The organism is Spirosoma areae, from assembly GCF_054781775.1.
This window is the reverse complement of record NZ_BAAGTT010000024.1, coordinates 129,346-154,040: the sequence shown is the minus strand read 5'-3', so window position 1 is coordinate 154,040 and position 24,695 is coordinate 129,346. Positions and strand designations below refer to the sequence as shown.

At 51.7% G+C, this 24,695-nt stretch carries 17 protein-coding genes; 10 read left to right on the top strand and 7 right to left on the bottom strand.

Annotation, left to right across the window (positions count from 1 at the left end):
- The first annotated feature begins 293 nt into the window (after window positions 1-293).
- Window positions 294-1,379: an SGNH/GDSL hydrolase family protein gene (locus ACYVI1_RS10815; protein ID WP_460909787.1), complete on the top strand. Its 1,086-nt coding sequence runs from the start codon at window positions 294-296 to the stop codon at window positions 1,377-1,379.
- Between the two features lie 72 nt (window positions 1,380-1,451).
- Here ACYVI1_RS10815 and ACYVI1_RS10810 read toward each other — a convergent pair whose 3' ends face one another.
- Together ACYVI1_RS10810 and ACYVI1_RS10805 are read right to left on the bottom strand one after the other, a co-directional pair.
- Window positions 1,452-2,084, bottom strand: coding sequence for a hypothetical protein (locus tag ACYVI1_RS10810; RefSeq protein ID WP_460909784.1), 633 nt, complete (start codon window positions 2,082-2,084; stop codon window positions 1,452-1,454).
- Window positions 2,085-2,125: 41 nt separating this feature from the next.
- The gene (locus ACYVI1_RS10805; protein ID WP_460909781.1) at window positions 2,126-2,755 is read right to left on the bottom strand and encodes an MgtC/SapB family protein; all 630 of its coding nucleotides are present in this window, start codon (window positions 2,753-2,755) and stop codon (window positions 2,126-2,128) included.
- Window positions 2,756-2,886: 131 nt separating this feature from the next.
- On the opposite strand from ACYVI1_RS10805, the gene ACYVI1_RS10800 reads away from it, so the two are divergent.
- Window positions 2,887-5,907: an excinuclease ABC subunit UvrA gene (locus ACYVI1_RS10800; RefSeq protein ID WP_460909778.1), complete on the top strand. Its 3,021-nt coding sequence runs from the start codon at window positions 2,887-2,889 to the stop codon at window positions 5,905-5,907.
- A gap of 88 nt (window positions 5,908-5,995) precedes the next feature.
- A complete protein-coding gene (locus ACYVI1_RS10795) occupies window positions 5,996-6,121 on the top strand; it encodes a hypothetical protein (protein ID WP_460909775.1) in 126 nt (41 codons plus the stop codon).
- A gap of 189 nt (window positions 6,122-6,310) precedes the next feature.
- Here the strand turns inward: ACYVI1_RS10795 and ACYVI1_RS10790 are convergent, their stop codons facing one another.
- Window positions 6,311-7,063: a protein NO VEIN domain-containing protein gene (locus ACYVI1_RS10790; protein ID WP_460909772.1), complete on the bottom strand. Its 753-nt coding sequence runs from the start codon at window positions 7,061-7,063 to the stop codon at window positions 6,311-6,313.
- A gap of 94 nt (window positions 7,064-7,157) precedes the next feature.
- Between ACYVI1_RS10790 and ACYVI1_RS10785 the strand changes: the two genes are divergently transcribed.
- The 5 genes from ACYVI1_RS10785 (at window position 7,158) to ACYVI1_RS10765 (ending at window position 15,460) form a co-directional block, all read left to right on the top strand.
- Window positions 7,158-8,015, top strand: coding sequence for a restriction endonuclease PLD domain-containing protein (locus ACYVI1_RS10785; RefSeq protein ID WP_460909769.1), 858 nt, complete (start codon window positions 7,158-7,160; stop codon window positions 8,013-8,015).
- 160 nt (window positions 8,016-8,175) lie between these two features.
- Window positions 8,176-10,551 (top strand): sialate O-acetylesterase, encoded by a 2,376-nt coding sequence (locus tag ACYVI1_RS10780; protein ID WP_460909766.1) that lies wholly within the window; start codon window positions 8,176-8,178, stop codon window positions 10,549-10,551.
- 186 nt (window positions 10,552-10,737) lie between these two features.
- Window positions 10,738-13,536, top strand: coding sequence for a DUF1553 domain-containing protein (locus ACYVI1_RS10775; RefSeq protein ID WP_460909763.1), 2,799 nt, complete (start codon window positions 10,738-10,740; stop codon window positions 13,534-13,536).
- Window positions 13,537-13,541: 5 nt separating this feature from the next.
- Window positions 13,542-15,062, top strand: coding sequence for a DUF1501 domain-containing protein (locus tag ACYVI1_RS10770; RefSeq protein ID WP_460909761.1), 1,521 nt, complete (start codon window positions 13,542-13,544; stop codon window positions 15,060-15,062).
- Window positions 15,063-15,067: 5 nt separating this feature from the next.
- Window positions 15,068-15,460 carry a DMT family transporter gene (locus tag ACYVI1_RS10765; protein WP_460909759.1) on the top strand — a complete coding sequence of 131 codons (393 nt, stop codon included), beginning with the start codon at window positions 15,068-15,070 and terminating at the stop codon, window positions 15,458-15,460.
- A 60-nt stretch (window positions 15,461-15,520) separates the two neighbouring features.
- On the opposite strand, the gene gatC is transcribed toward ACYVI1_RS10765, so the two are convergent.
- From gatC to purH, 3 genes are all read right to left on the bottom strand, one after another.
- Window positions 15,521-15,808, bottom strand: a complete 288-nt coding sequence (gene gatC, locus ACYVI1_RS10760; protein WP_460909757.1) for an Asp-tRNA(Asn)/Glu-tRNA(Gln) amidotransferase subunit GatC — start codon at window positions 15,806-15,808, stop codon at window positions 15,521-15,523.
- 38 nt (window positions 15,809-15,846) lie between these two features.
- A complete protein-coding gene (locus tag ACYVI1_RS10755; protein WP_460909754.1) occupies window positions 15,847-16,578 on the bottom strand; it encodes a lysophospholipid acyltransferase family protein in 732 nt (243 codons plus the stop codon).
- A 134-nt stretch (window positions 16,579-16,712) separates the two neighbouring features.
- Window positions 16,713-18,260, bottom strand: a complete 1,548-nt coding sequence (gene purH, locus ACYVI1_RS10750; RefSeq protein WP_460909751.1) for a bifunctional phosphoribosylaminoimidazolecarboxamide formyltransferase/IMP cyclohydrolase — start codon at window positions 18,258-18,260, stop codon at window positions 16,713-16,715.
- Window positions 18,261-18,427: 167 nt separating this feature from the next.
- Between purH and ACYVI1_RS10745 the strand changes: the two genes are divergently transcribed.
- Both ACYVI1_RS10745 and ACYVI1_RS10740 read left to right on the top strand, forming a co-directional pair.
- On the top strand, window positions 18,428-20,029 hold the full coding sequence (locus ACYVI1_RS10745) for a polysaccharide biosynthesis protein (RefSeq protein ID WP_460909748.1): 1,602 nt from the start codon (window positions 18,428-18,430) through the stop codon (window positions 20,027-20,029).
- Window positions 20,030-20,113: 84 nt separating this feature from the next.
- Window positions 20,114-23,728 carry a CRTAC1 family protein gene (locus tag ACYVI1_RS10740; RefSeq protein ID WP_460909746.1) on the top strand — a complete coding sequence of 1,205 codons (3,615 nt, stop codon included), beginning with the start codon at window positions 20,114-20,116 and terminating at the stop codon, window positions 23,726-23,728.
- Between the two features lie 55 nt (window positions 23,729-23,783).
- Here ACYVI1_RS10740 and ACYVI1_RS10735 read toward each other — a convergent pair whose 3' ends face one another.
- Complete coding sequence (locus tag ACYVI1_RS10735) at window positions 23,784-24,689, bottom strand: DUF4249 domain-containing protein (RefSeq protein WP_460909743.1); 906 nt, start codon at window positions 24,687-24,689, stop codon at window positions 23,784-23,786.
- Window positions 24,690-24,695 lie beyond the last annotated feature (6 nt).

The following is a 24,695-nucleotide window of genomic DNA, read 5'->3' as shown; positions in this document are numbered from 1 at the left end:
TGGGAAATAAATGATTGCAAAACTACTAATTTTATAAAAAAATTGTTCTATATTCTCATTATAGTTGATAATGAAACCCATACGCAATCGCTTATTCTACATAAGCGATAATAAATCCAGATAGAACTTCCGGTCTACGCATCACGTAAATTGATTTAGCAGAAATTATCCTGTTGAACCAAACAATCGAATTTTCATTTACTTTACAGGGTAAAATATATAGCAAGTTTAACTGACCTTACCTGATGCATCTTCAGCGCAGACGTATTGTCTTGTCTTTGGAAAGCCATACAGTGATCCTTCCTTTTCTGGTCATCCTACTTGGCCTAAGTAGTTGCGTTAAAGACTATCCGGCACTTATTGGCTCCAAAAGTCCGCCCGACAAGTCATCGAAGCCAGCTACGTCGACATCGGTTTGCTCCTGCACCACCTCACCTACCAATAGCACTACAACTTCAGTGCCAGTTAGCACTACGCCCGGTAGCGCCACAACAACGCCCGTTTCGTCATCAACGGCCAGCCCGGTCGTTGATCCGCCCAGGGTCGACACGTTGGCCGCATCGCCCCCACAGTTTAACCCGAATGGCGGGAATTTTTATTTCAGCACAACGATCCAGCTTACAACCGATACGTTACCTGCTCAGGCAGTCTATGAATACTCGCTGGACAATGGGCAAAGTTGGCGGACAGGTCAACAAGTTACCTTGACAACTGGCGGGAAGGTATTAACACGCTTTCGCGTTGGCGATAAAACCTCCCGAAGTCGCGCGGCTTCGTTTAGTCTTTATTACCAGCGGATGTTAGTGATTGGCAACAGTATTATGAGCCATGGACCAGCCCCCGACCTGGGTTGGTTTAACTTCAATGGCATGGCTGCGTCAGCCCCCGAAAAAGACTTCGTTCATCTTCTAACCAGCCGTTTGCAACTGCTTCACCCGCCCACGACCGTTAAGCTCCAGTCGGGCGGAGGTTTTGAACGTGATTTTGGCAAACCCAACTACAGCCTTGATGAATTTAATCAGGTCCTTCAGGAATTTAAGCCGGATTTGATACTTATTCGGATTGGGGAAAACGTAGAGGATGGCGATGTGCAGGGGCGTCAGTTTGAAATGCAGTTTCGGCAACTTTTAGAGCGGCTGGCCAACGCTGGCCAACGGGTCAAAATCGTCAGCACAACCAGTGTCTGGGAACGACCAAAGACGGATGCGGTTATCCGTAAAGTAATTAATGAAAGAGGCTATTCGCTCGTTGATTTAAGTTGCTTAGTGGGGCAAGGGCCGTATTTTGCCAGTCAGTATGCAAATCCGGGCGTTGCAGCTCACCCGAATGACGCGGGTATGCAGAAGATTGCTGATTTAATCTGGGACAAAATTCAGTGATAACCCTTGTCTAACAAAACAAGGCGTTTCCAGTCTGGAAACGCCTTGTTTTGTTAGACAAGCGCAGGTAAATTAAAAGAAGGATAAGCGAAGCACAAAGGGGCTGCCATAAATTGTGCGCGCCAGGCTATTGTCACTGTAATTCAGATTATACAACGCCGTCAGGTTAACACCAAACCGGCGGGAAATGGGCTGCGAATAGGTTATGCCAACCAGCGGAGACGTTAGCCCATCGGTCGCCTTCTGGCCTGTTTGATCGTACTTGACCGATATTGAGGTGTTTTCTATCTCACCGTGCAGATACAGGTTCGCCAAAATCGACGGAATAAACTCATACATCACAAAGGCCCGGCCACCATATTGGTTATACGTTTGCAGCGGCACCGTTGTGCCCGTACTCGTGTAGCCTTTATAGCGGGTGTAGGTGTAGGTTCCGCCAAGGCCCACAATCAGGCGCTCGGTAGCCTGATAAGCAATGACCGGCGAAACGCCTAAACTAAACGGATTGCCGAAGCGAAACCCGTTGATGCCACCCCCAAACCGCAGCCGCTGACCAAACGGCAACGGGCGGCCTTCGGGCGTTTGCGTTCGTAGTGGATCGCGGCCCTGGTCCCGGCGCTCGTCGGGGTCTTCGGTAAGTTGACCGAAGGCAAGGCTACTACTCAATAAAGCCGTGAGAAACAGTAACTTCTGGATATGATTCATGTTGATTGATACAAAATAAAAACTCATTCTACATAACGAAATCAAAAGGTAAATTCTTTTACGTTTGGGTCGTTCAGCAACCGTTTGATGCACTTTTCATGATTCTTTTCGGCCCCATCTACCTGCCAGTGACCAATAATCTCCGTACCAATCCGCTGTTGCTGGCTTCGCGTTGGCGACAGGCCGCACTCTACAAAGAATTTCTCATACTGATTCAGGGTCTTGTTATGAAAAGCCGTTACGATTTTATAGTTGCGGGTTTGGTTGAATTTCTGAATTCGATTCGCAAAGCCGACCAACAGCAGCAATGATCCCAGAATAAAGACAAACCCAACAATGGCAATGTCGTAGTGACCCGACCCAACGCACATACCTAAGGCCGATACAGCCCAAACAGTGGCAGCCGTTGTCAGGCCCTTAATCCGGTTGTCGTCGCGAAAGATGATGCCCGCGCCCAGAAAACCAATGCCGTTCACAATATTGGCCGCGATTCGGTCGTCGGAGTTGCCGATCCGGGCCGACACCATCGTAAACAGCGTTGACCCGACACAAATCATAATCATGGTGCGAAACCCAGCCGCTTTGCCATGATACTCGCGTTCGGCGCCAATCAGCCCGCCAATTACCAGCGCAATACTCAGCCGAATAATATCTTCCTGTGCAAAATCCATTTCCCTGATTAACTACTACGAAGGCAGCCTTCATCCCGTTGCATTCACCAGTTAAGATTAGCAGGCGGGAGAAACCATCTTAGTGAATAAACCGTTAAAATTTAGATAGAGTTTACCCTCATTGATTTAGAATGACGCACACCCCAGAAACCGAACCCCGGAACGCCGGACCGCTTCGTTCGGTTGACCAACTCGACCCCCGGCAGTTCATCATCATCAAAGGGGCGAAAGTACATAATCTTAAAGGAATTGACGTTGCCATACCCCGCAACAAGCTGGTGGTTTTGACGGGTTTGTCCGGTTCGGGCAAATCATCACTGGCTTTCGATACCTTGTTTGCGGAGGGACAGCGCATGTACGTCGAAAGCTTGAGCAGCTACGCCCGGCAGTTTCTGGGGCGGATGGAAAAACCCGAAGTCGAATACATCAAGGGGGTTTCGCCCGCAATTGCCATCGAACAAAAAGTTTCGACCCGCAATCCCCGCTCAACCGTTGGCACCTCCACCGAAATATACGACTACCTGAAACTGCTTTTCGGACGGGTGGGCATTACTTACTCGCCGGTTTCGGGTCATGAAGTCCGTAAAGATACCGTTACCGATGTTGTCAACTACATGTACGGCTTTGAGGCTGGTCCGGGTGGCGCTCCACAGCGGGTACTGATTATGGCTCCGCTGCACATCCGCGAAGGGCGAACCTTAGCCTACGAACTGAACATCCTGCTCCAGAAAGGCTATACACGCATTGTGGCCGATGAGCAGGTGCTGCAGATTGAAGATATGCTGGAGGCCCCCCACCGGCAGCGGCCGACCGCCCCAGAGGGGGCGTTGCTGGCGCCAGACCAAAAGTCCCCTCTGGGGCGGTCGGCTGCTGCCGGTGGGGGGCTGGAAATCCTTGTTGACCGGGGTACAGTCCTTTACAGTGAAACCGGTGAGCCGGATGAGGATAATCAGTACCGGCTTTCGGATTCCGTTCAGACCGCGTTCAGCGAGGGAGAGGGCACCTGCCGGGTCGATATTGTGGGTCGGGAATCGCGCGTTTTCTCCGATAAATTTGAGTTGGATGGTATTGTTTTCGAGGAGCCGAGTGTGAATCTGTTTACGTTCAATAATCCTTACGGTGCCTGCCGTCGGTGCGATGGCTTCGGCAAAGTGCTGGGCATCGACCCGGATTTGGTTGTCCCCGACAAGAGTCTGTCCGTATTTGAGGGAGCCATTGCCCCCTGGCGAAGCGAGAAAATGAGTGAGGAGTTTTTGAAACCCCTGCTCAAAAATGGCATCCGGTTCGACTTCCCCATTCATCGGCCCCACAAAGACCTGACGCCTGCTGAACAGGAATTGCTCTGGACGGGCAATACCTACTTCGATGGGCTGAACGCCTTTTTCGATTATGTTGAGAGCCAGACGTTTAAAGTACAATACCGCGTGATGCTTTCGCGCTACCGGGGCAAAACGACCTGCCCGGAGTGTCGCGGGTCGAGGCTTCGAAAAGATGCGGGCTATGTGAAAGTGGGCGGCAAGTCGATCACGGATTTGGTATTGATGCCGCTTACGAAGGTGACAGCTTTTTTCCATGACCTTGAACTACCCGACGCCCAACAGCAGGTGGCCAACCGGATACTGATTGAAATTCGGAATCGCTTAGATTATATGGAGCGGGTCGGCTTAGGCTATCTGACACTCAATCGACTGACCAATTCGTTATCAGGTGGTGAGTATCAGCGGATTAAGCTGGCTACATCCCTCGGTTCGGCGTTGGTTGGCTCAATGTATATTTTGGATGAGCCGAGCATTGGCCTGCACCCGCGCGACACAAAACGGTTGGTGAGCGTGCTGGAATCTCTACGCGACATGGGCAACACCGTTATTGTGGTTGAACACGAAGAAGAAGTGATGCGGGCCGCCGATCAGCTCATCGACATCGGTCCCGACGCCGGTTCGCTGGGTGGGCATCTGGTGTTTCAGGGAACATGGGCGGAAATTGCAGAAGGCATGGGGCAGGGAGCGCGGAGCACGAATGCCGAAGAATTTGCCAATCTGCACATTAACTCCCTGCTCCCCGCGCCCCGCGCCCTGCCTTCTCACACCCTCGACTTCCTGACGGGCCGGGAAACCGTTCCTGTACCTTCGTTTCGGCGGAAAGCAACTAATTTCATTGAGCTGACCGGCGCGCGGGAGAATAACCTGAAAGATGTGGATGTTCGGTTTCCGCTCAACACGCTGACCGTCGTAACGGGCGTGTCGGGATCGGGCAAGAGTACGCTGATTCGGAAAGTGCTGTACCCGGCGCTGATGCGCCAGAAAGGCGATGCCGCCGAAGAAGCCGGGAAGTACACCAGCATTAGCGGCTCAATTGACCGAATTTCAGCCATTGAGATGATTGACCAGAATCCCATCGGCAAGTCGAGCCGGTCGAACCCGGTCACCTACATCAAAGCCTACGATTATCTGCGGCAGGCAATGGCTGATCAGGCAGTTGCCAAATCGCGTGGCTACAAACCGAGTCATTTCTCGTTCAACGTCGACGGGGGGCGTTGCGAGGTATGCCAGGGTGAGGGCGAGGTGAAAATAGAGATGCAGTTCATGGCCGATATTTACCTCAAATGCGAAGGGTGTGGGGGTAAACGCTTCAAGCAGGAAGTGCTGGAAGTGACCATGAACGACAAAAACATCTCGGAAATCTTAGACATGACCGTCGATGAAGCCATCGGCTTTTTCCGCAAAGCCGACCCCAAAATGGCGGATAAACTCCAGCCTCTGCAGGATGTGGGCTTAGGCTATATTGGGCTGGGGCAGTCGGCCAATACGCTATCGGGGGGAGAGGCCCAACGGGTAAAGCTGGCTTCGTTTCTGGGTAAGGGTAACACTAACAAAGGCAGCACACTGTTTATCTTCGATGAACCCACAACGGGCCTGCACTTCCACGACATCCGTAAACTGCTCTCGGCCATCAACGCGCTGGTCGATCAGGGCGATTCGGTCATTATTATCGAGCACAACATGGAAGTTATCAAGAATGCCGACCACATCATCGACCTCGGCCCCGAAGGTGGCGAAACCGGCGGCTACGTGACCTTCACCGGCACCCCCGAAGACATGGTGAAACTAACCGATGGGAATTATACGGCAGAGTATCTGAAAGGAAAGGTATAATGTTTATGCAACGTACATGGGAAAGGCGGATAGTAATATCCGCCTTTTTGTTAAACAAAGTAAATAAGATTCATGTATTCAGTTTGCTATGGCTGACAATCTGACAAAGGAAGTTCGCAGATACAATATGAGCCGCATTCGCTCGAAGGACACAAAACCTGAGATGATTGTAAGGCGATTTCTCCATGCAAATGGACTTTGGTTTTATAAGTGATATAGAATTCCTACAAATACTTCCTTCGCAATTTATCGGTCCTGTCCCTAAGCTCTTTAAGGTATTGTTCTTTTGCCTCTTGCCATTTATCGCCATGGTAACTTTGCCATGATTCATCACTCCCAGTAAATGGTACTGAGTTACGTAGTGAACGCTTAAATTCTTCGAAGATATTGCGTGGCTGTTTATCTACCATTTTATTAATTGTGTATAGTGAAACGTTTGGGAAACTATCTGTTCTCGGCGCTCAAAGTTAAAGACGTTGAGTGGATTTTGAATGAGCGTTAACTTAGGCAAATCAACCAAGTTACTTACTACAGCCAAGACGAATTTCTCTTGGTAAGTTTCAGCTTTTTTAAACTCATTGGATGTGAGTCGTAAACCACCCGTTTTTGACTTTACTCCTTTTACCTCCACTAAATAAAAGTATGAATCTACTTGAATTTGAAAATCATAACCATCACCAAAGAGCCTTGCATCTGATATTAGACCACCATTGAGAAGATTAGTAGATGAGTAATTACTTATAAAATATAACTCTGCTTCCAATCCCGTTTCTTGTAATCTTCTAAATTTAGACTTAATAATTGGTTGAAGATTTTCCTGAAGCGGTTCTTCCGGTTTCATAGTATGCAGATATAATTTAATAATATCAGTATAATCCCTAACGCCTAAGTCACCAAATAAACTATCTATGAGTTGTTTACGGTGAATATACGCATCTCCTTTCTGCCACCATCCCTTTCTCCCATTTTCGAAAAAGGGGTCGAATAAATCTTGCCTATTTTTAATAACTCCAGTTGTTTCTGCCAAGCCATCTTTTACCAATTGGTTGAAGAATTCGGCCTTAGATTTATATCCAAAACTATATACAAAAGCTGTATCAAACTTGGCTAAGCCATAACCAATCAAATTCAATATTTCGTAATTGTCATGTTTCATTTTGCTCTACTTTAATCTACTAAATATACGCTGTTGCATTCATTATTGGTATTTAATTATAAGGTTAGTTGAGCAGGAGGCTATACTACTTTGTATGTGGTGGCGGGCCATGCTAAGGCGGCAATGGTTATACGGCATGTGTCCGCAGGATGGAATTGAAGTCAACAACCACAATCAGTTCAAGAAGTTACAGTCACCGGTTTATGATGTCGATTTCAAATGTGATTACATTCAAAATCGCCCACCAGTCCACTCGAAAGTTTATGCGTGGTATCAGGGGAGTGATCCAGATGCAGGCTTTATAGGGTCGGCGAACTATACGCTTAATGCGTTTAGTACATCTATGCGGGAAGTGCTTTCGCCAGTTGACCCGACAGAATGCTACAATTATTATCAGCAATTGCTTGGCGAAACCATCAACTGCGCCGACGAACATGTACCACAGCTACTCGAAATATATAAGCGCAAGGACATTGAACGGGTTGTTATTCAGACTGAGCAGGATGTTGTTGAATCAGAGTCTGGAGTAGCCGCATTACCAGCGATTATTGATGCAGAAAACGTAAATCTTCCATTAATCGACCGGTATGGTGTCGTGCCGGATCGGTCTGGTTTAAATTGGGGACAACGTCCGGGCAGAGAACCGAATCAGGCTTATATATCCGTTCCTGCTGACATTGGCCGTTCGGGTTTCTTCCCCGAACGCTACCTTCCTTTCACTATCCAAACAGATGACGACAAACAATTAGTGCTGGTACGAGCGCAGGATAGTGGGAAAGCATTGCATTCAACATTAAACAACTCCTTACTGGGGGAGTATTTTCGTAATCGGTTAGGGCTGCCAAACGGCGCAAAGGTTTATGTTGAAGATTTGCTAAAATACGGTCGGACAGATGTATCATTTTATAAGGTGGACGACGAAACATATTATATGGATTTTGCCGTAAGGTGATAAAGACAACCATAACTAAAATTAGCCACTCAAACTAACTTCTGCTTATCTTTACGGTAAGCTTACACATCGCTGATATTATCCGGACAGCCAGCTTGTTTGCACTACGTTGGTGGCGTTATTTACCGATTAGAGCAAAGTCCACCAAAGTGGTGTTCCCATGTCCACATCGACAAAATGGCTTTTTTTATTCGTCATCTGGCCTTTGTTTGCTCAGGCACAACTCCAGATTTCGCACCCGATGGCCCGGTTTGTGGTACAGCGCGGAGCCGATGGCAATGGACAACTTTATGTGTCAGGGCGGTTCACGGGCGCGGCTGATCGGGTGGAGGCCCAACTAACGCCCGTGTCGGTGGGGCAGGGTGTAGCAACGGGCTGGCAAACGGTACAAACCAATCCGACGAATGATCTTTTTCTGGGGTATGTGACCGGCGCGGGCGGCTGGTATGTCCTCACGGTGCGAACAATGGTAGGCGCCACCGTCACCGCGCAGGCTACCCTGCAGCCGGTTGGCATTGGTGAGGTCTTCGTCACGGCAGGTCAGTCGAATGCACGCGGTTTGGGCATTGGCGATAACGACCTGGGTACTAACACCGACCGCGTCAACGCGATTGACTCTATTAACCATTCGTATCCACCCGGTGCTCAGGCACTTGTGTCTTCGGGCGACCCGTCACCGGTGCCCGTTTTCAACGCCTTGACCGCTACCCGGCGCATCTTCCCCATGGCCGAGAGTTCGTGGGGTTGGGGTGAACTGGGTGACTATGTGGTTAACCGCTACAACGTGCCCGTAGCTTTCTATGTAACCGGCTGGGACGGCGCAACCGTGGAGAACTGGATTAATTCGGCGAATGGCATTCCAGCCTGCAACCGCTACTACTGCGTAGAAAACTGGCCTAATCTGCAACCCTACACCAATCTCAAAAACGTGATGCAGTATTACCTGTCCGTTGCCGGAGTTCGGGCGGTGCTATGGCATCAGGGTGAAGCAGAATTTGGCGATGCGTCATCCGGCAGTATTCCCGCTTATGCGAGCAATCTGACGAACCTTATCCAGAAGTCGCGGCAGGATTTCGGCGGGCGCAACCTGGCCTGGATGGTCGCGCGGGCCTCGTTTGATGGTACAACAACACGTCCTGATGTCATTACTGCTCAACAACAGGTGATCAATACAGCGGGCTTAAACGTTTTCCAGGGGCCGCTGAACGACACGATTATCAACCGGAATGCCGGAACGACCGATGTCCACTTCCGCAATGTCTTGCGCCCATTGCCCCACCCCCAATACTACCAGAACCCAGGCGCTATTCCGCAGGATATGGGCCTGTCGCGTTTTGCCCGCAACTGGAACAACAGCCTGACTGACACTTTTTTTCAGAATGCTCAGCCTATAACCCCCACGCAATTTGCCGTAACGGGCAATCTGGCCAATTATGTATCGCCCGGCGCTACCCTAAGCGTATCGTTTGCTACCCTCGGCACCTTCAATGCGGGCAACCAATGGCAGGTGCAGTTGCTCGATTCCCTGGGGCAGTATAAGAGCGTTCTGGGCAGCGGCTCGGCCAGTCCTATAACCGTAACGCTTCCCGGCTCGCTGCAAAGTGGCCGTTTTCAAATTCGGGTGGTGGCCACGTCGCCTGCCATACCCGCCGTGCCTTCAAACCTTTTCCAGATTACGACTCAGGCCGATGTGAATCTGGCCATAACGATTAACCAAAGAGTGCCCGACGTAAATACGCCCATCAGCATTCGTCTGCTGGTTCATAACGAGGGACCCCTTCAGGCAAAAGGCATAATTGTCCGAAATCGACTGCCCGGTAATCTTGCTTTCGTTTCGTCGGCTAATTTCTCTATCAGTGGAAATGTGCTGACCAGTACAGCCACTGATATCGAGCCGGGAGCCACCCAACTGTTGAGTTTTGTGGCTCAGCCAACAGCCGCTGGCACGTTCCAAAACGCTGCTGAAATTGCCTCGGCAACAACCATTGACCCCGATAGTCAACCCAATTCGGGTACGGGCGATGGGCAGGATGATACAGCCCAGGTTGATTTTCGGACCCGCCAGAGCAGTTCAGCCGTTTTTAGTTCACCAAACCCCAATCAGGTGCCGTTGCCGCCCGTCAGCAGCAACCAGCCTTCGCCCGACCCCAATAAAGCCGACGTGAGTCTGTGCCTGGTAGTTAACAACCTGGCCCCCCGCCTAAACGACATGTTAATCTATACAGTGACGATCAGCAATGCAGGTGGCCAATCAGCAACGGGCCTAAGCATCACCGCTTACCTGCCCGCCGGTCAGAGTTTCGTTCCGGGCGATGATTTTGGCCTGTCGGGGGGAAATCTGGTGAGTGGTATCAGCAACCTGGCGGCTGGCAGCAGCATTGACTTGCGCTTTCGGACTACCGCAACGGCAACGGGCCGGGGAATTTGCATGGCTCAGGTAACAGCCGCCAGTAGCCCCGACCCCGACTCTACGCCCGGCAACGGCGTTAGTAACGGCGAAGACGATACCGGCCGGGTTGACGTAAGAGTCCGATAAGGCTGGCCGGAAACGCAGACGACTGCAGGGGTCTGCGTTTCCGGGCCGATAGCTTAGAGTACCTACTCATCCTGAACGGTTTAGGCTTCCGTTCTGTTGAAAATACATATATCCGTAATTTTTATAGTACAATAATCTGACTCGTTGCTTTTATTGATTGATATACTGTTTATTAGTGGTTGTTTCATGAAAACTCAGTGGATTCTTATCAGTACCGGCGTTGTCGCTCTAACGTTACTGCTTTCATCATTTCCCGGTATTTTCGGGAGCCGGGTAGACTATAATACCCAGATCAAACCGTTGCTCAACAAGAATTGCATTGTCTGCCATGGCGGGGTCAAAAAAGCAGCGAATTTTTCGCTGCTGTTCAGGCATGAGGCCCTTGCTCCGGCTAAATCAGGAAAACTGGCAATCATTCCGGGCGACGCCGATGGCAGCGAACTGATTCGCCGACTGACGCTAACCGACACCGACGAACGAATGCCCCTCGACCACCCGCCCCTCAAACCGGACGAGATCGAACTGCTTCGTAACTGGATTGACCAGGGGGCCGAATGGGGCGATCACTGGGCTTATCAGACGGTCCGGAAGCCCGAAGTTCCGCAGATAGGATCCTTCTGGAGCCGTCTGGGTCTGACTGAAGATGAGGGGACCAAGTGGGCCAAAAATGAGATCGACCCGTTTATTCTTGACAGGCTGAAGGCCGAGAACCTGAAGCCTTCGCCTGAAGCCGACCGCATTACCCTCATTCGCCGGGTATCGCTCGATCTGACGGGACTGCCACCGACGGAAATCGAAGTGACTGAATTTGTGAACGATACATTGGCGGAGGCTTATGAAAAAGTAGTAGACCGGCTGCTGAAATCGCCTGCTTATGGCGAACGATGGACGGGAATGTGGCTCGATCTCGCCCGGTATGCCGACACGAAAGGCTACGAGCGCGACCCCGGCCGTAAAATCTGGCGTTACCGCGATTGGCTAATCAAAGCCTTCAACGCGGATAAACCCTTCAATCAGTTCACCATCGAGCAGTTAGCCGGCGATTTGCTTCCTGACCGCAACGGCGGGTCGCCTACTGATGACCAGCTCGTAGCCACTGGTTTTCACCGCAACACGATGAATAATGACGAGGGCGGCACCCAGGACGAAGAGTTTCGGATAGCTGCCGTGCTCGACCGGGTTAATACGACCTGGGATGTCTGGCAGGGAACAACGTTCTCCTGTGTGCAATGCCATAGCCATCCCTATGACCCGTTCGTCAACGAAGAGTATTACAAATACGTCGCATTTTTCAACAATGCCCGTGATGAAGATGTAACCAGCGATACGCCCACCCTTCGCTTTTTTAAACCCGCCGATTCGCTGAAAATGCTGACCCTCCGGCAGTTTATTGCTGCCCGTATTCCAAATCGACAGCAGGCTCGTAGAGAAGCTGACTACGTTACAAAATTTGCCAGGACCATTGAGCCAAAAATTAACTCGCACGATTTCGACCAGCTTGCCAATGCGTCCCTATTAGACGCCAAATATTTCGGCTTTCAGGATAAGGGGCTGGCCCTCATCAAAAACGTGACCATGACGGGCCGCCCCCGGCTGTTGGTTTCCTGGGGAACAAAAGCCGACAACGCAACCGTTACAGTCCGTCAGGATAAGCCCGACGGGCCGGTATTGGCCACGCTGCCCGTTCCCAAAACCGGAAATCAGTGGAACGATTCCATTCAAATGTTTCCCTTGCCCCAGGTGCAGGGTAAACATAATCTATACCTGTCCCTGAACAGCCCGAAAACGCCAAAAGACTGGGTGCTCATTAAATGGGTGTCGTTTCAGCCCACGCTGCCGGGCCAACCCGTGAACGCCCTTGGGGAGCAGGATAAACTCCTGCTCGATGTGCTGAACGCCGAGGCCGAGCAAACGCCCATTATGGTCGATGGGTCAGGCGACCTGGCCCGGAAAACGCATGTGTTTGAGCGGGGGAACTGGCTGGTGAAAGGGAAGCGTGTGTTACCCGATGTACCAAAATCGTTCCCCGAAATGGACCCCAAACTACCCAAAAACCGGCTCGGTCTGGCGCAGTGGATGGTCAGTCGGGAACACCCGCTGACGGCGCGCGTGGCAGTCAATCGCTTCTGGGAGCAGTTGTTCGGTACGGGTATTGTTGAGACCGTCGAGGACATGGGCACGCAGGGCATTCAGCCCACTCATCGCGAACTGCTCGACTATCTGGCCGTTGAGTTCATGGAAACCGACCAGTGGAGCATCAAGAAACTCCTGAAACGGATGGTTATGTCGGCAACGTATCGTCAGCAGTCCAGTGTCTCACCGGAGTTAGTAGCCAAAGACCCGTTTAACAAATGGCTGGCTCGCGGGCCACGCGTTCGCTTATCGGCCGAGGCTGTACACGACCAGGCACTGGCAGTGAGTGGCTTGTTGAGTCAGAAGATGTACGGCCCCAGTGTGATGCCCATCCAGCCCAGCGGTATCTGGCAGTCGCCCTACGATGGCGACACCTGGAAACAAAGCACTGGCGAAGACCTTCATCGACGCGCTTTATACACCTACTGGAAACGAACGGCGCCCTACCCGTCGATGGTGACATTTGACAGCCCCAGCCGGGAGTTCTGTCAACTGCGCCGACTCCGCACCAACACGCCCTTGCAGGCTTTGGTGACTCTCAACGATCCGGTATACGTAGAAGCCGCTCAGCAGTTAGCCGACTACATGCGCGGACACGGCCAATCGCCCGAACGTCAGATTCAGGCTGGTTTCCGGCAAATCATGCTGCGCGACCTGCCCCCGAAAAAGCTGGCGGTACTGGTTCGTCTCTACCAAACAACCGAAACCTATTATCGGCGGAAGCCCGGCGAAGCAGAGAATTTACTGGATAGGCCCGGCATCGACTGTGCCACTATTTCGCCCCAGTTGGCGGCACTAACGGTAACGGCGAATACGATGTTGAATCTGGATGAAGTGATCACGAAAGAGTAAACGACATGAACAAACTCCGGCAAGAACTCCAACAGGCAGCCGCCGAACGTGAAACCCGGCGGCATTTTCTGCATACCTGCTCATCCGGTCTGGGGGCTATGGCACTCAGCTCGGTTTTAGGAAGCTGCGGCTTTTTCGATAAAGAAAACTCGCAAAGCAACGAGGTTGGCGCTGCGTCTTTCCAATCAGGGGCCCATAGCGACGGCCCGGCCACCGCCCCGCACCCGTCGCAGTATCTGCCGAAAGCCAAGCGAATTATTTACATCCACATGGCCGGTTCGCCGAGTCAGTTGGAGTTGTTCGACTATAAACCCGAACTGGCGAAATACAACGGCAAAGACTGCCCGCAAGCCCTGCTGGAAGGAAAGAAATTCGCCTTTATCCGGGGGGTTCCCAAAATGCTGGGGCCACAGGGCAAGTTCGCCCAGCATGGAAAGTCGGGCGCGTGGATATCGGACTACCTGCCTCACTTACAGGGGGTAGCGGATGACATTTCGTTCCTGAAAGCGATGCACACCGACCAGTTCAACCACGCGCCCGCGCAGTTGCTCATGCACACGGGAAGCGCCCGCTTAGGCCGACCCAGCATTGGGTCGTGGGTGACGTATGGACTCGGTACCGAAAACGACAATCTGCCGGGTTTCATCGTATTGGCGTCGGGCGGGAAATCGCCCGATGCGGGGAAGTCAGTGTGGGGAAGCGGCTTTCTGCCAACGGTTTATCAGGGCGTTCAGTGCCGCACGGATGGCGACCCGGTTCTCTATGCATCAGACCCGTCGGGTATTAGCCGCGACGTTCGAAAACAGACGATAGAGGCCATCAGCCAGATCAATCAGCAACAGTACGACGACGTAAAAGACCCAGAAATTCTGACCCGTATCGCCCAGTATGAACTGGCCTTTCGGATGCAGATGTCCGTTCCCGACGCGATGGACATCAAGAGCGAACCGCAGTATATTTTAGACAGCTACGGCGTTGACCCCAACAAAGGGTCCTTTGCCCGCAACTGCCTGCTGGCCCGCCGGTTGGCCGAACGCGGGGTTCGCTTCATTCAGTTATTCGACTGGGGCTGGGATACCCACGGCACCAGTGCCGATGGGGCCATTGAGATTGGTCTCAAGAATAAGTGTAAGGAATCTGATCAGGCCGTTACGGCGTTGCTGAAAGACCTCAAACAACGGGGCTTGTTAGACGATACGCTGGTGGTTTGGGGTGGCGAATTTGGCCGGACACCCATGCAGGAGAACCGCGATGGCCAGGTGTTGCCGTTCATGGGGCGCGACCACCACCTCGAAGCATTCACGGTCTGGATGGCCGGTGGTGGGGTTAAGCGCGGCTTTTCGTATGGCGAAACCGACGACATTGGCTATTATGGCGTGAAGGATAAAGTTCATGTTCACGACTTGCAGGCCACCATTCTGCATCTGCTGGGCTTCGACCACCTGAAACTAACCTACCAGTTTCAGGGTCGCCCGTTCCGGCTGACCGATGTGGCGGGTAAGATTGTGAAGCCCATTTTGGCGTAAAGGCCATGCTTTCTCAAACAACGCTCTCCTGGCTGTACCTGATTGGTGCGGCAGTTTGTATGATGGCCTGGACATACTCACTCAAATACCTGAGTTGGGATGCGTTAAAAACGCTTCGCTGGGCAACATTTTACCGACTCGACGGAGGGTTGCCCGCCCTTCTTCCCTGGGTAGCCTATGTCGTTTTCGGAGTTGTCAATACGGTACTGTTGGCCATTGCCATGCGTGTCATTCCAACCACAACCGCTTTTGCTGTCTGGACGGCCCTGTCGCTGGTATTCCTTAAAGCGGCCGATGTTTTGTGGCTGAAGATTAGCTGGTCATGGGCGGAGCTGTTTTTTATTCTGCTTATCGCCATCGGTATTGTTGGCCTGAAACTAACTGGCCCTGCCGAGTAGCCCTGCACCGAACGGGTAAAGTGCCAGTGAGCAAGTAGTCTATTTCTCGCCCGACCCGCTCTATTCCAGCACTTTAGGAACTTCAAAAAACTGCTCGTCGTGCTGGGGCGCATTGGCGAGCGCCTGTTCGCGCGGGAGGTGATTGCCAGCCACATCATCGCGAAGGACATTGGTTTCGGCGGAGATATGGGTTAATGGTTCAACGCCGGTCGTATCAACTTCATTGAGTTGCTCCATCCAGGTCAACACACCATTCAGGCTATTGAGCAAGTCGGCTTCTTCTTCGGGCCGGACGTCGAGTCGGGCCAAATGAGCAATTTTATGCAGCGTTTCCTGATCTACTTTCATAATTCAACGCGAAAGAGCGAATGAGTGAATAGTTGGTTTTATACAACGACCTTCTTTTCGCTCATCAACTCTGAATTTATAACTCGGTACGTTTCCTGTTTTAATCGTTCGACATCATCCTGGGTCATGCCTTTGGTTTCAATAGGCGGATGGATGATTGCCCGCAACGGATGCCAATGGAACCGTATTGGGCTTTTATCAGGCAAAATCTGGTACGTATTCAGGAGCGTAACCGGCACAATAGGCACCTGCTGCTGAATGGCCATCGTGAAAGCGCCATCTTTAAAGGGCACCATCTGGGGTGGCTCCGTAGCCCGAATGCCACCTTCCGGGAAGATCATGATACTTCGCCCCGACGCCAGTGTCCGAATGGATTTGGCTAACGAATACGCCCGGCTATTGGGCTGGTTACGGTCCACCTGAACGTGCAGTTTCGCAAACATGTAGCCCAGCAATGGAATATTCTTCACGTCACTTTTACCAACGAAGGCGTAGTAATTTGTCACAATCACGCCCATGGCGGCAATGTCTAAGTACGAAAAATGGTTCGCGCAAAACACATAGGTCTGGTTCGGATCAGGCCGGAACCGTTGCGCCACCCGAACGGGAATACCGGCCCCGATGAAAAACAGCGATCCCCACAGGTAATTGATTTTGTGCGCGATGGGTTTCCAGGCTTCGCGTTGCAAAAACACAAACTGGATAGGAAACAGGACGAGGTATAACGCCACGAAATAAACGCAACACCAGATTGTGTAAAGCAGCCTCATACATGTAGCTTTTGTCATGCTGACGAAGCCGGGCCGACGGAGCGGAAGCATCTTATACGTTTCCCAACAATTAGCAAAGAAATGTTAAGATGCTTCCGCTCCGGCGGCCCGGCTTCGTCAGCATGACAAAATAATTAGTGTTTAAAGTGGCGCACGCCCGTTATAACCATGGCCAGGCCGTGCTGATTGCAGTAGTCGATGGAATCCTGATCACGGATGGAGCCTCCCGGCTGCACCACCGCCGTAATACCGGCTTTCCCCGCAATTTCAACACAGTCGGAGAATGGGAAAAACGCGTCCGATGCCATGACCGCTCCGTTCAGATCAAACCCGAAAGCATGCGCTTTTTCGATAGCCTGCCGCAACGCATCCACGCGCGAAGTTTGCCCTACCCCACTGGCCAATAGCTGATGTTCGTTGGTCAATACAATGGTATTCGATTTGGTGTGCTTGCAAACCTTCAGCGCAAACTCCAGTGCCCGCAATTCGCTGTCGGTCGGTGTTTTTTGCGTCACGGTTTTGAACTCAGCAGCCGTTTCGGTCTGGTTATCTTTGTCCTGCTCCAATACGCCGTTCAGAATGGTTTTGAACATCACTGTTGGCAGGGCAACCCGATTACGTTTTAATAAAATCCGGTTCTTTTTCGACTTCAGTAATGCCAGGGCTTCGGGCGCGTAATCGGGCGCAATCAGGATTTCCATGAACAGTTTGTTCAGTTCTTCGGCGGTTGCCAAATCAACCGGCGCGTTCGTAATTACAACGCCCCCAAATGCCGAAACCGGATCGCAGGCAAGAGCATCCAGATAGGCTTCTTTGGGCGTTGACGACATGGCAATTCCGCAGGCATTGGTATGCTTGATAATGGCAAACGCAGAGCCATCAGCCAGTGGGAATTCATCAATCAGATTTACACAGGCATCCACGTCAACTAAGTTGTTATACGACAATTCCTTGCCATGCAGTTTGTCGAACATGGCGTCCAGATCGCCGTAGAACGTGGCCTGCTGATGCGGATTTTCGCCATACCGCAGATGATTGCCGGTGAGGGTTTTAAAGTCATAAATAACCCCGGTAGATTCCGGTTTTGGGTCATTCCTATTCCTAAAATAAGACTGAATCGCCATGTCGTAGTGCGACGTAATGGCGAACGCTTCACCCGCATACTGTCGGCGGTCGCTCAAATCGGTTCTGCCATTTTTCCGGGTCAGCAACTCCACTACGTCGGCATATTGGCTCCGCGAAGAAACAATCAACACATCATTATAATTTTTGGCAGCCGCCCGAATGAGCGAAATACCGCCAATATCAATTTTCTCAATAACGTCCTCATCCGACGCGCCCGATGCAACTGTCTCCTCAAATGGATAAAGGTCTACCACAACCAGATCGATGGGCGGAATCCGATGCCGTTCCGCCTGGGCGAGGTCTTCGGGCAATTCCCGACGGTAAAGAATGCCCCCCATAACGGCGGGGTGGAGCGTTTTGACCCGCCCTCCGAAAATGGACGGATAACCCGTGAGGTCTTCAACGGCGGTAACCGGAATGCCTAACTGTTCAATGAACGCCTGTGTACCACCGGTCGAGTACAGGTTGACGTGTTGCTGGTGCAACAGCCGAACTAAAGGTTCGAGGCCGTCTTTGTAGAAAACAGAGATTAAGGCAGAGGAAATGTTCAGCGACATAATGGGTGGCGAGCCAGTTTCCCTGGCTGCTTCTGAAATGGATTGAACAAGTTACGTGAAACCATCCGCAGAAGGTTTCTAATAGACAAAGGGCAAAGATAACCAAAGGTCTTAACTTTGTCTGCCCAACCTGGTAAGTCAACCGTGTTGGGGCTTCTTTCGCTCAAATGAGTACGTTCAAAAAATTAGCTGGCGACACAGCCCTCTATGGTGTTAGTACAATTCTGGGTCGGTTGCTCAATTATGTGCTGGTACCCATTCAGACCTATGCGTTTGCGAAGCCCAGAGAACTCTCCTCAAACGTTGAGTTTTACAGTTACATCGGCCTGCTTTTGGTCATTTATACCTTTGGTTTAGAAACTGCTTTCTTTCGGTTTTCAGCCCGCAAGCCCGAAATTCTGACCAAAACCTTAAGCGACACGCTAAGCCTGATCCTGGTTATTACGGGTATCGGCACGGCCCTGCTGCTCTACTTAGCACCCAATATCGCCGTCTGGCTTAATTATCCGGGTCAAACGACGTTCATCCGGTGGTCGGCATTGATTGTCGCTATCGATGCTATCGTGGCCATTCCATTTGCCCGGCTGCGGGTTGAAAACAAGGCGCGGCAGTTTGTACAAATCAAAATGCTCAACGTTGGGCTGGTCGTACTCTTTAATGTGTTCTTTTTAGTCATCTGCCCCGACATTGACCGGGGCAATTACCTTACTGGCCTACAGCCACTTATCCGGCTTGTGTATGGCCCGACGATTGGTCCTGGCTATATTTTCTTAGCCAATTTACTGGGCAATGCCTTTTACTTTTTACTGCTGCGGGATGCGTTTCGGGGATTCCGGTTTCGGCTCATCTGGCCCGATGTGCAACTGCTCTACGTATATGCTTACCCGATTATGCTGACGGGATTAGCCAATGTGGTTAACATCGTAACGGATAGGGTTTTTCTGCGTCGTTATCTGCCCGAAGGATTTTATACAGGGCTTAATGGTCTCCCGCTGACAAACGAGGATGCGCTGGGTATTTATGGCAACTGCTTTAAATTATCGGTGTTTATGGCCCTGGCCACTCAGTCGTTTCGGTTTGCCGCCGACCCGTTTTTCTTTTCCCGCGCCGAAGACAAAAATTCGCCCGATTTGCTGGCACTCGTCAACAAGTGGTTTACGATTGTTTGCGTCCTGATTTGGGTCGGTGTGAGCCTGAACGCCGATATTATTGGGGTGGTTATGCTGGCGCCAGCTTACCGGCAGGGTTTAGTTATTGTGCCGCTTCTGTTGCTTGGCAACTTATTTTTGGGCGTTTACCAAAACATCGGTCTCTGGTTTAAACTGACCGACAAAACCAAATTCGGAACATTTTTCACCGTCGTGGGAGCCGCCATTACCATTGTCGGCAACATCGTTCTGATTCCCATTATAGGCTATATGGGGTGTGCTGTGGCATTTCTGGCTTCCAGTTTTGTCATGCTGGTGCTTTGCTATGCCTTGGGCAACAAGTATTATCCGGTTCCTTATAACGTGCTGTCAGCCGTGGGGTATCTTGTTGGAGCCGGGCTTTTGATCTGGGCATCCTGGCAGTTCCCCATCGCTGATTTATGGATTGGCGTCCCTATTCACATGGCACTTTTCGGGTTGTTTATCTTCGTCGTGCTCTTTGTTGAACGCGACACGATCCGGCCCATGGTACGACGGTTTCGGAAACCTAAATCGCCCGTAGCCAGCGACCGGCCAACGTCACACAGCAGCCAGCCAAAAACTCATCCCTATAAAAAATAGCGGCCCTATGGTTAGGGCATTTTTTATGGATAAATTTGACCAAATCTGTTAATACTGCCCCCGGAAACGGTACGTTCTTACTGTATGAAACTGCATTTTCAAAATGGTGTATGGCTCCTGCCTGTCGCGTTTCTGTTTTTCCTCTCCGCCTGCCGTGAAAAACCCCTGTTCGAGCGGCTCGACTCGTCAGAAACCGGGATTACGTTTGCCAACACCATCACCGACAGCGATACGCTTAATATTCTGAATTACCAGTACATCTACAACGGGGGCGGAGTCGGTATCGGCGATTTCAACGGCGACCAGAAACCCGATGTATTTTTCGCGGGCAACCAGGTGTCTAATCGGCTGTATATCAATGAAACTGAAACCGGCAGCAGCCAGCTACATTTCAACGACGTAACCCCGTCAGCAGGAGTTGGCGGGGGCGGGCGGTGGTGTTCGGGCGTGTCGGTGGTAGACATCAACGCCGACGGCAAATTAGACGTGTATGTATCGAACACGCTGCATAAAAAGGCCGCGCAACGGGCAAATTTGCTGTATGTCAATCAGGGAAATGATGCCAATGGCTCACCCAAATTCCGCGAAATGGCCACTGAGTATGGTATCGCCGATACGACGTACACGACGCATTCCGCCTTTTTCGACTACGACAACGACGGTGATTTAGACCTCTTTGTGCTTGTCGATCAAATCGCCGACCCGCGCAGCCCAACCAACCTCAACGTTCGGATAACGGATGGCACCTCGCCCAACACCGACCGGCTCTACCGCAACGATTTTGACTCCAAACGCGGCCACGCTTACTTCACCGATGTGACCAGACAGGCGGGTATACTGGCCGATGGTTTTGGCCTGGGCGTGAACATCTGCGACATTAACCGTGACGGCTGGAAGGATATTTATGTGACCAACGATTTCTCGACCAACGACGTGCTGTATGTGAATAACCACAACGACCGTGGCGACGGACCGACCTTCACTAACCGGGCCCATGAGTCGCTCAAGCACACCAGTTACTCCGCGATGGGTAGTGACGTGGCCGACATCAATAACGATGGTCTGGCCGACATTATGGCGGTGGATATGCTGCCCGAAGATAACCTCCGCAAGAAGAGTCTCATGGGTAGTGGCAATTATTTTGCCTATCAGGAGTGGGACCGGCTGGGTTATGAACACCAGTATGCCCGAAACACGCTGCAGCTAAATCAGGGGGCGCGGCCTACCGACACCTCAGGTGCCCGAATGCCGGTTTTCAGCGAGATTAGTATGCTGGCGGGCGTAGCTGAAACCGAGTGGAGCTGGTCGCCTTTGCTGGCCGATTTCGACCATGATGGGTATCGTGACCTGTTGATTACCAACGGTTTCCCGCGCGACGTAACCGACCGGGACTTTATGGCTTATTATAGTTCGGTCAATACATACCTAAGTGACGAACTGCGGAAAGGGTTAACCGACAAAATGCCCCAGGTTAAAGTGAGTAACTATGCCTTCCGAAACAAGGGCACTATACGGTCGGAAGGCAGCGCCCCTGGTGGCCCGGCGTTTGAGAACGTTACTGACCGCTGGGGTATGACCGAGGCCAGTTTCTCGAACGGTGCGGCATACGCCGATTTCGACGGTGATGGCGATTTGGATTATGTTGTCAACAACATCAACGACGAGGCCTTTGTCTACCGCAACAACCTGACTGACAAAAAATCGGAGAATGCCCATTACCTCCGCATTCGGTTTGAGGGCAATGGAGCCAACCGGATGGGTCTGGGTGCTCTGGTAGAGTATGAGTTGACTGATGGTCGGAAGGAGTTTTACGAGCATACGCCCTATCGGGGCTTTCTGTCGAGTGTTGAGCCGATAGCCCATTTAGGGTTAGGCAAGATTAACGTCATTAAAAACCTGAAAGTCACCTGGCCCGGTGGGCAGGTGCAGGTAGTGCCGAGTGTTAACGCTGACCAAACCATTACCCTTAGGGCCACCGATGCCCGCCCGGCCACGTCGGTACCGGGTAATCTCACTCAAAAAGTCTTATTGCAGGATGTAACGGCGGCTCTTGGCATTACTTACCGGCACGAAGAGACCGACATCATTGATTTTAATGGGCAGAAAACCCTCCTGCACAAACTCACCGAATTTGGCCCGGCCCTGGCCGTGGGCGACGTAAACGGCGATGGCCTGACCGACATGGTTGTTGGAGGAAGTTCAAACTATGCAACGGAACTGCTCCTGCAACAGCCAACGGGCCGGTTTATCTTAAAATCACTGCCGACCAAGCTCGCCGAAGATACTGGCCTGCTGTTGTTCGATGCTGACGCCGACGGTGATTTGGATTTATATGCTGCCAGCGGAAGCCCGGAATTTTCGCCCGAACAGATGCCCGAAGCTATGCGCCACCGGCTTTACGTAAATGACGGTAAAGGCAATTTTACCCTAGACCCGAACGCGCTGCCGAACTTCCGGGTGAATGGCTCATGTGTAAAAGCCGCCGACTTCGACCGCGACGGCGACCTCGATTTGTTTGTTGGAGGCCGGGTAGAGCCCTACAAGTATCCAATGGGCGTACCGAGTTATTTACTTCGCAATGAAAGTACGGCCGGGAAACCCCGCTTTGCGGACGTTACGGCCCAGTTGGCGCCCGCCCTTACCAAAGCTGGCCTTACCTGCGACGCGCTCTGGACCGACTACGACAACGATGGCTATGCTGATTTGCTGCTGGCCAGCGAGTGGGCGCCGTTAACCATGCTCCGGAATGCAAAAGGACGTCTGCAGCTACTCGACAACAGTGGGCTGGCCGATAAAGCAGGATTCTGGAACAGCCTGACGCCCGGCGATTTCGACAATGACGGCGACATTGATTACCTGGCGGGCAATCTGGGGCAAAACAATCTGCTTCGGGCCACCACCGAACGGCCCGTGCGGATATATGCGGGCGACTTCGACAACAACGGCTTTTATGATGCGTTTCCGTCAGTTTACTTCAAAAACGCCAACGGGCAGTACGACGAATATCCATACTTCGGCTGGGATGACATGGTGAAGCAATTAATTGGGATCAAACGACGGTACCTTAAATACGGTCCCTTCGGCGAAGCCACGATGAGTCAGGTTCTGACCGAAGACGAACGTGGCCAGGCCCTGAAATTATCGGCTAATTACCTGATGAGCAGTTTTATTGAAAATAAAGGTAATGGACGTTCCGGCGCTCCGCAATTTGAGGTTAAGCCATTGCCGGTCGTGGCGCAGGCCGCCCCCATATTTGGTATGCTGGCGCAGGATGTCGATGGCGACGGGAACGAAGATGCCATATTGTTGGGCAACGAACACGGCAGCGATTTGGTTGCGGGACGGATGGACGCTTTTAATGGACTGGTGCTCAAAGGAAACGGGAAGGGCGAATTCGTACCGCTGCCGATGTCTCAAACCGGGTTTTACGTTCCCGGCAATGCCAAAGCCCTGGTTAGCTTCCCCGACCCAAAGGGCCGCCTGCAGATTGCGGCCACCGAAAACCGGGGACCGCTGCGTGTTTTTGCTGTTCAGCAGCCGCAAACGTTCAGCCCGGTCGATGCCCGCACCACGGCGGTTACGGTTCGTCTGAAAAACGGGCGCACCCGACGGCAGGAAATTCCGTTTGGTACATCGTTCTATTCACAGTCGGCGCGGGGCGTATGGTTATTGCCTGGGGAAGTGATTGTTAAGAAATAACTGACATTATGGGGGTCGGGTTTGAGAACCCGACCCCACAGCAACCTTCTGTAAATCAATCTTCCCGAACCCGAATATTGGCTTCCGAAACGGTAGCACTCCGGCTGCGAACGGCCGACGTAATAAAAAATCCCGTTGCTTTCCGCCCGCTGGCATTCAGGTTCGTGATGTTGGTCGGTACATTGTTTGGGGGGGTGGCAAACAACCCGCCATTGGTTATCTGCGACTGCACCTGCTCCCAGAAGTCATAGGCTTCGGGCGTTAAGGAATGGACTTCAACCTTCACCACGTCGTTTAACTTGTATAAACTGTCAGGATTGATAGCCTGGCGAATGGGCACGATAAAGACCAGCCCGTCGGCCACAGACGCATTACTCCGAAACACGCCATCCTGCGAAATAATAATGTTGCCAGGCTTATTCTGCAACTCGCCGTTCCGAAAAAACTTAACCCGGTAATAGTCGGCTGCACCGGAAATGTCGCGGGCATAAAACTCACCCCTGTATCCTTCCGTTGTTGAGATTGGCGTGATTTTTCGTTTCACGAAAATAAGCGAATCGACAAGGGGAACCCGGTTCATTTTTGAGCTAGCCCGGTAGGTTTCCCCATTGAATGAGACGTTGAGTTGATACGCCCGCCCGATATGCCCCAGCGTATCTTTCCCGGTGGGTTGCCAGACGTAATATCCGTCCATATCGGGGTCCAGAAATGGGTAGGTTTTCCCGGCATCGTCGGTTACGGTAACCGTCGCGCTGATTACTGCCGGTGGCGCGCTGTTATTAAAATAAGCGGCTGTTTGCGTTAGCCGGATTGTTTGTGGGCCGGGCTGATCGGTCAGGTTGGCGTCTACCGAAAGCTGGATTGGCCCTGTATCGAGTTTTGCATCAATAACCGTCTCGCAACTGGTTAGGGCGCACATCCCGACACAGGCAAGTAGTAAGATAGTATGAGTTGGTTTCATGGCAGA

Coding starts and splice junctions, on each gene's coding strand:
- ACYVI1_RS10810 (WP_460909784.1), bottom strand. CDS start 2,084: ATGAATCATATCCAGAAGTTACTGTTTCTCACGGCTTTATTGAGTAGT.
- ACYVI1_RS10805 (WP_460909781.1), bottom strand. CDS start 2,755: ATGGATTTTGCACAGGAAGATATTATTCGGCTGAGTATTGCGCTGGTA.
- ACYVI1_RS10800 (WP_460909778.1), top strand. CDS start 2,887: ATGACGCACACCCCAGAAACCGAACCCCGGAACGCCGGACCGCTTCGT.
- ACYVI1_RS10795 (WP_460909775.1), top strand. CDS start 5,996: ATGGCTGACAATCTGACAAAGGAAGTTCGCAGATACAATATGAGCCGC.
- ACYVI1_RS10790 (WP_460909772.1), bottom strand. CDS start 7,063: ATGAAACATGACAATTACGAAATATTGAATTTGATTGGTTATGGCTTA.
- ACYVI1_RS10785 (WP_460909769.1), top strand. CDS start 7,158: ATGTGGTGGCGGGCCATGCTAAGGCGGCAATGGTTATACGGCATGTGT.
- ACYVI1_RS10780 (WP_460909766.1), top strand. CDS start 8,176: ATGTCCACATCGACAAAATGGCTTTTTTTATTCGTCATCTGGCCTTTG.
- ACYVI1_RS10775 (WP_460909763.1), top strand. CDS start 10,738: ATGAAAACTCAGTGGATTCTTATCAGTACCGGCGTTGTCGCTCTAACG.
- ACYVI1_RS10770 (WP_460909761.1), top strand. CDS start 13,542: ATGAACAAACTCCGGCAAGAACTCCAACAGGCAGCCGCCGAACGTGAA.
- ACYVI1_RS10765 (WP_460909759.1), top strand. CDS start 15,068: ATGCTTTCTCAAACAACGCTCTCCTGGCTGTACCTGATTGGTGCGGCA.
- gatC (WP_460909757.1), bottom strand. CDS start 15,808: ATGAAAGTAGATCAGGAAACGCTGCATAAAATTGCTCATTTGGCCCGA.
- ACYVI1_RS10755 (WP_460909754.1), bottom strand. CDS start 16,578: ATGAGGCTGCTTTACACAATCTGGTGTTGCGTTTATTTCGTGGCGTTA.
- purH (WP_460909751.1), bottom strand. CDS start 18,260: ATGTCGCTGAACATTTCCTCTGCCTTAATCTCTGTTTTCTACAAAGAC.
- ACYVI1_RS10745 (WP_460909748.1), top strand. CDS start 18,428: ATGAGTACGTTCAAAAAATTAGCTGGCGACACAGCCCTCTATGGTGTT.
- ACYVI1_RS10740 (WP_460909746.1), top strand. CDS start 20,114: ATGAAACTGCATTTTCAAAATGGTGTATGGCTCCTGCCTGTCGCGTTT.
- ACYVI1_RS10735 (WP_460909743.1), bottom strand. CDS start 24,689: ATGAAACCAACTCATACTATCTTACTACTTGCCTGTGTCGGGATGTGC.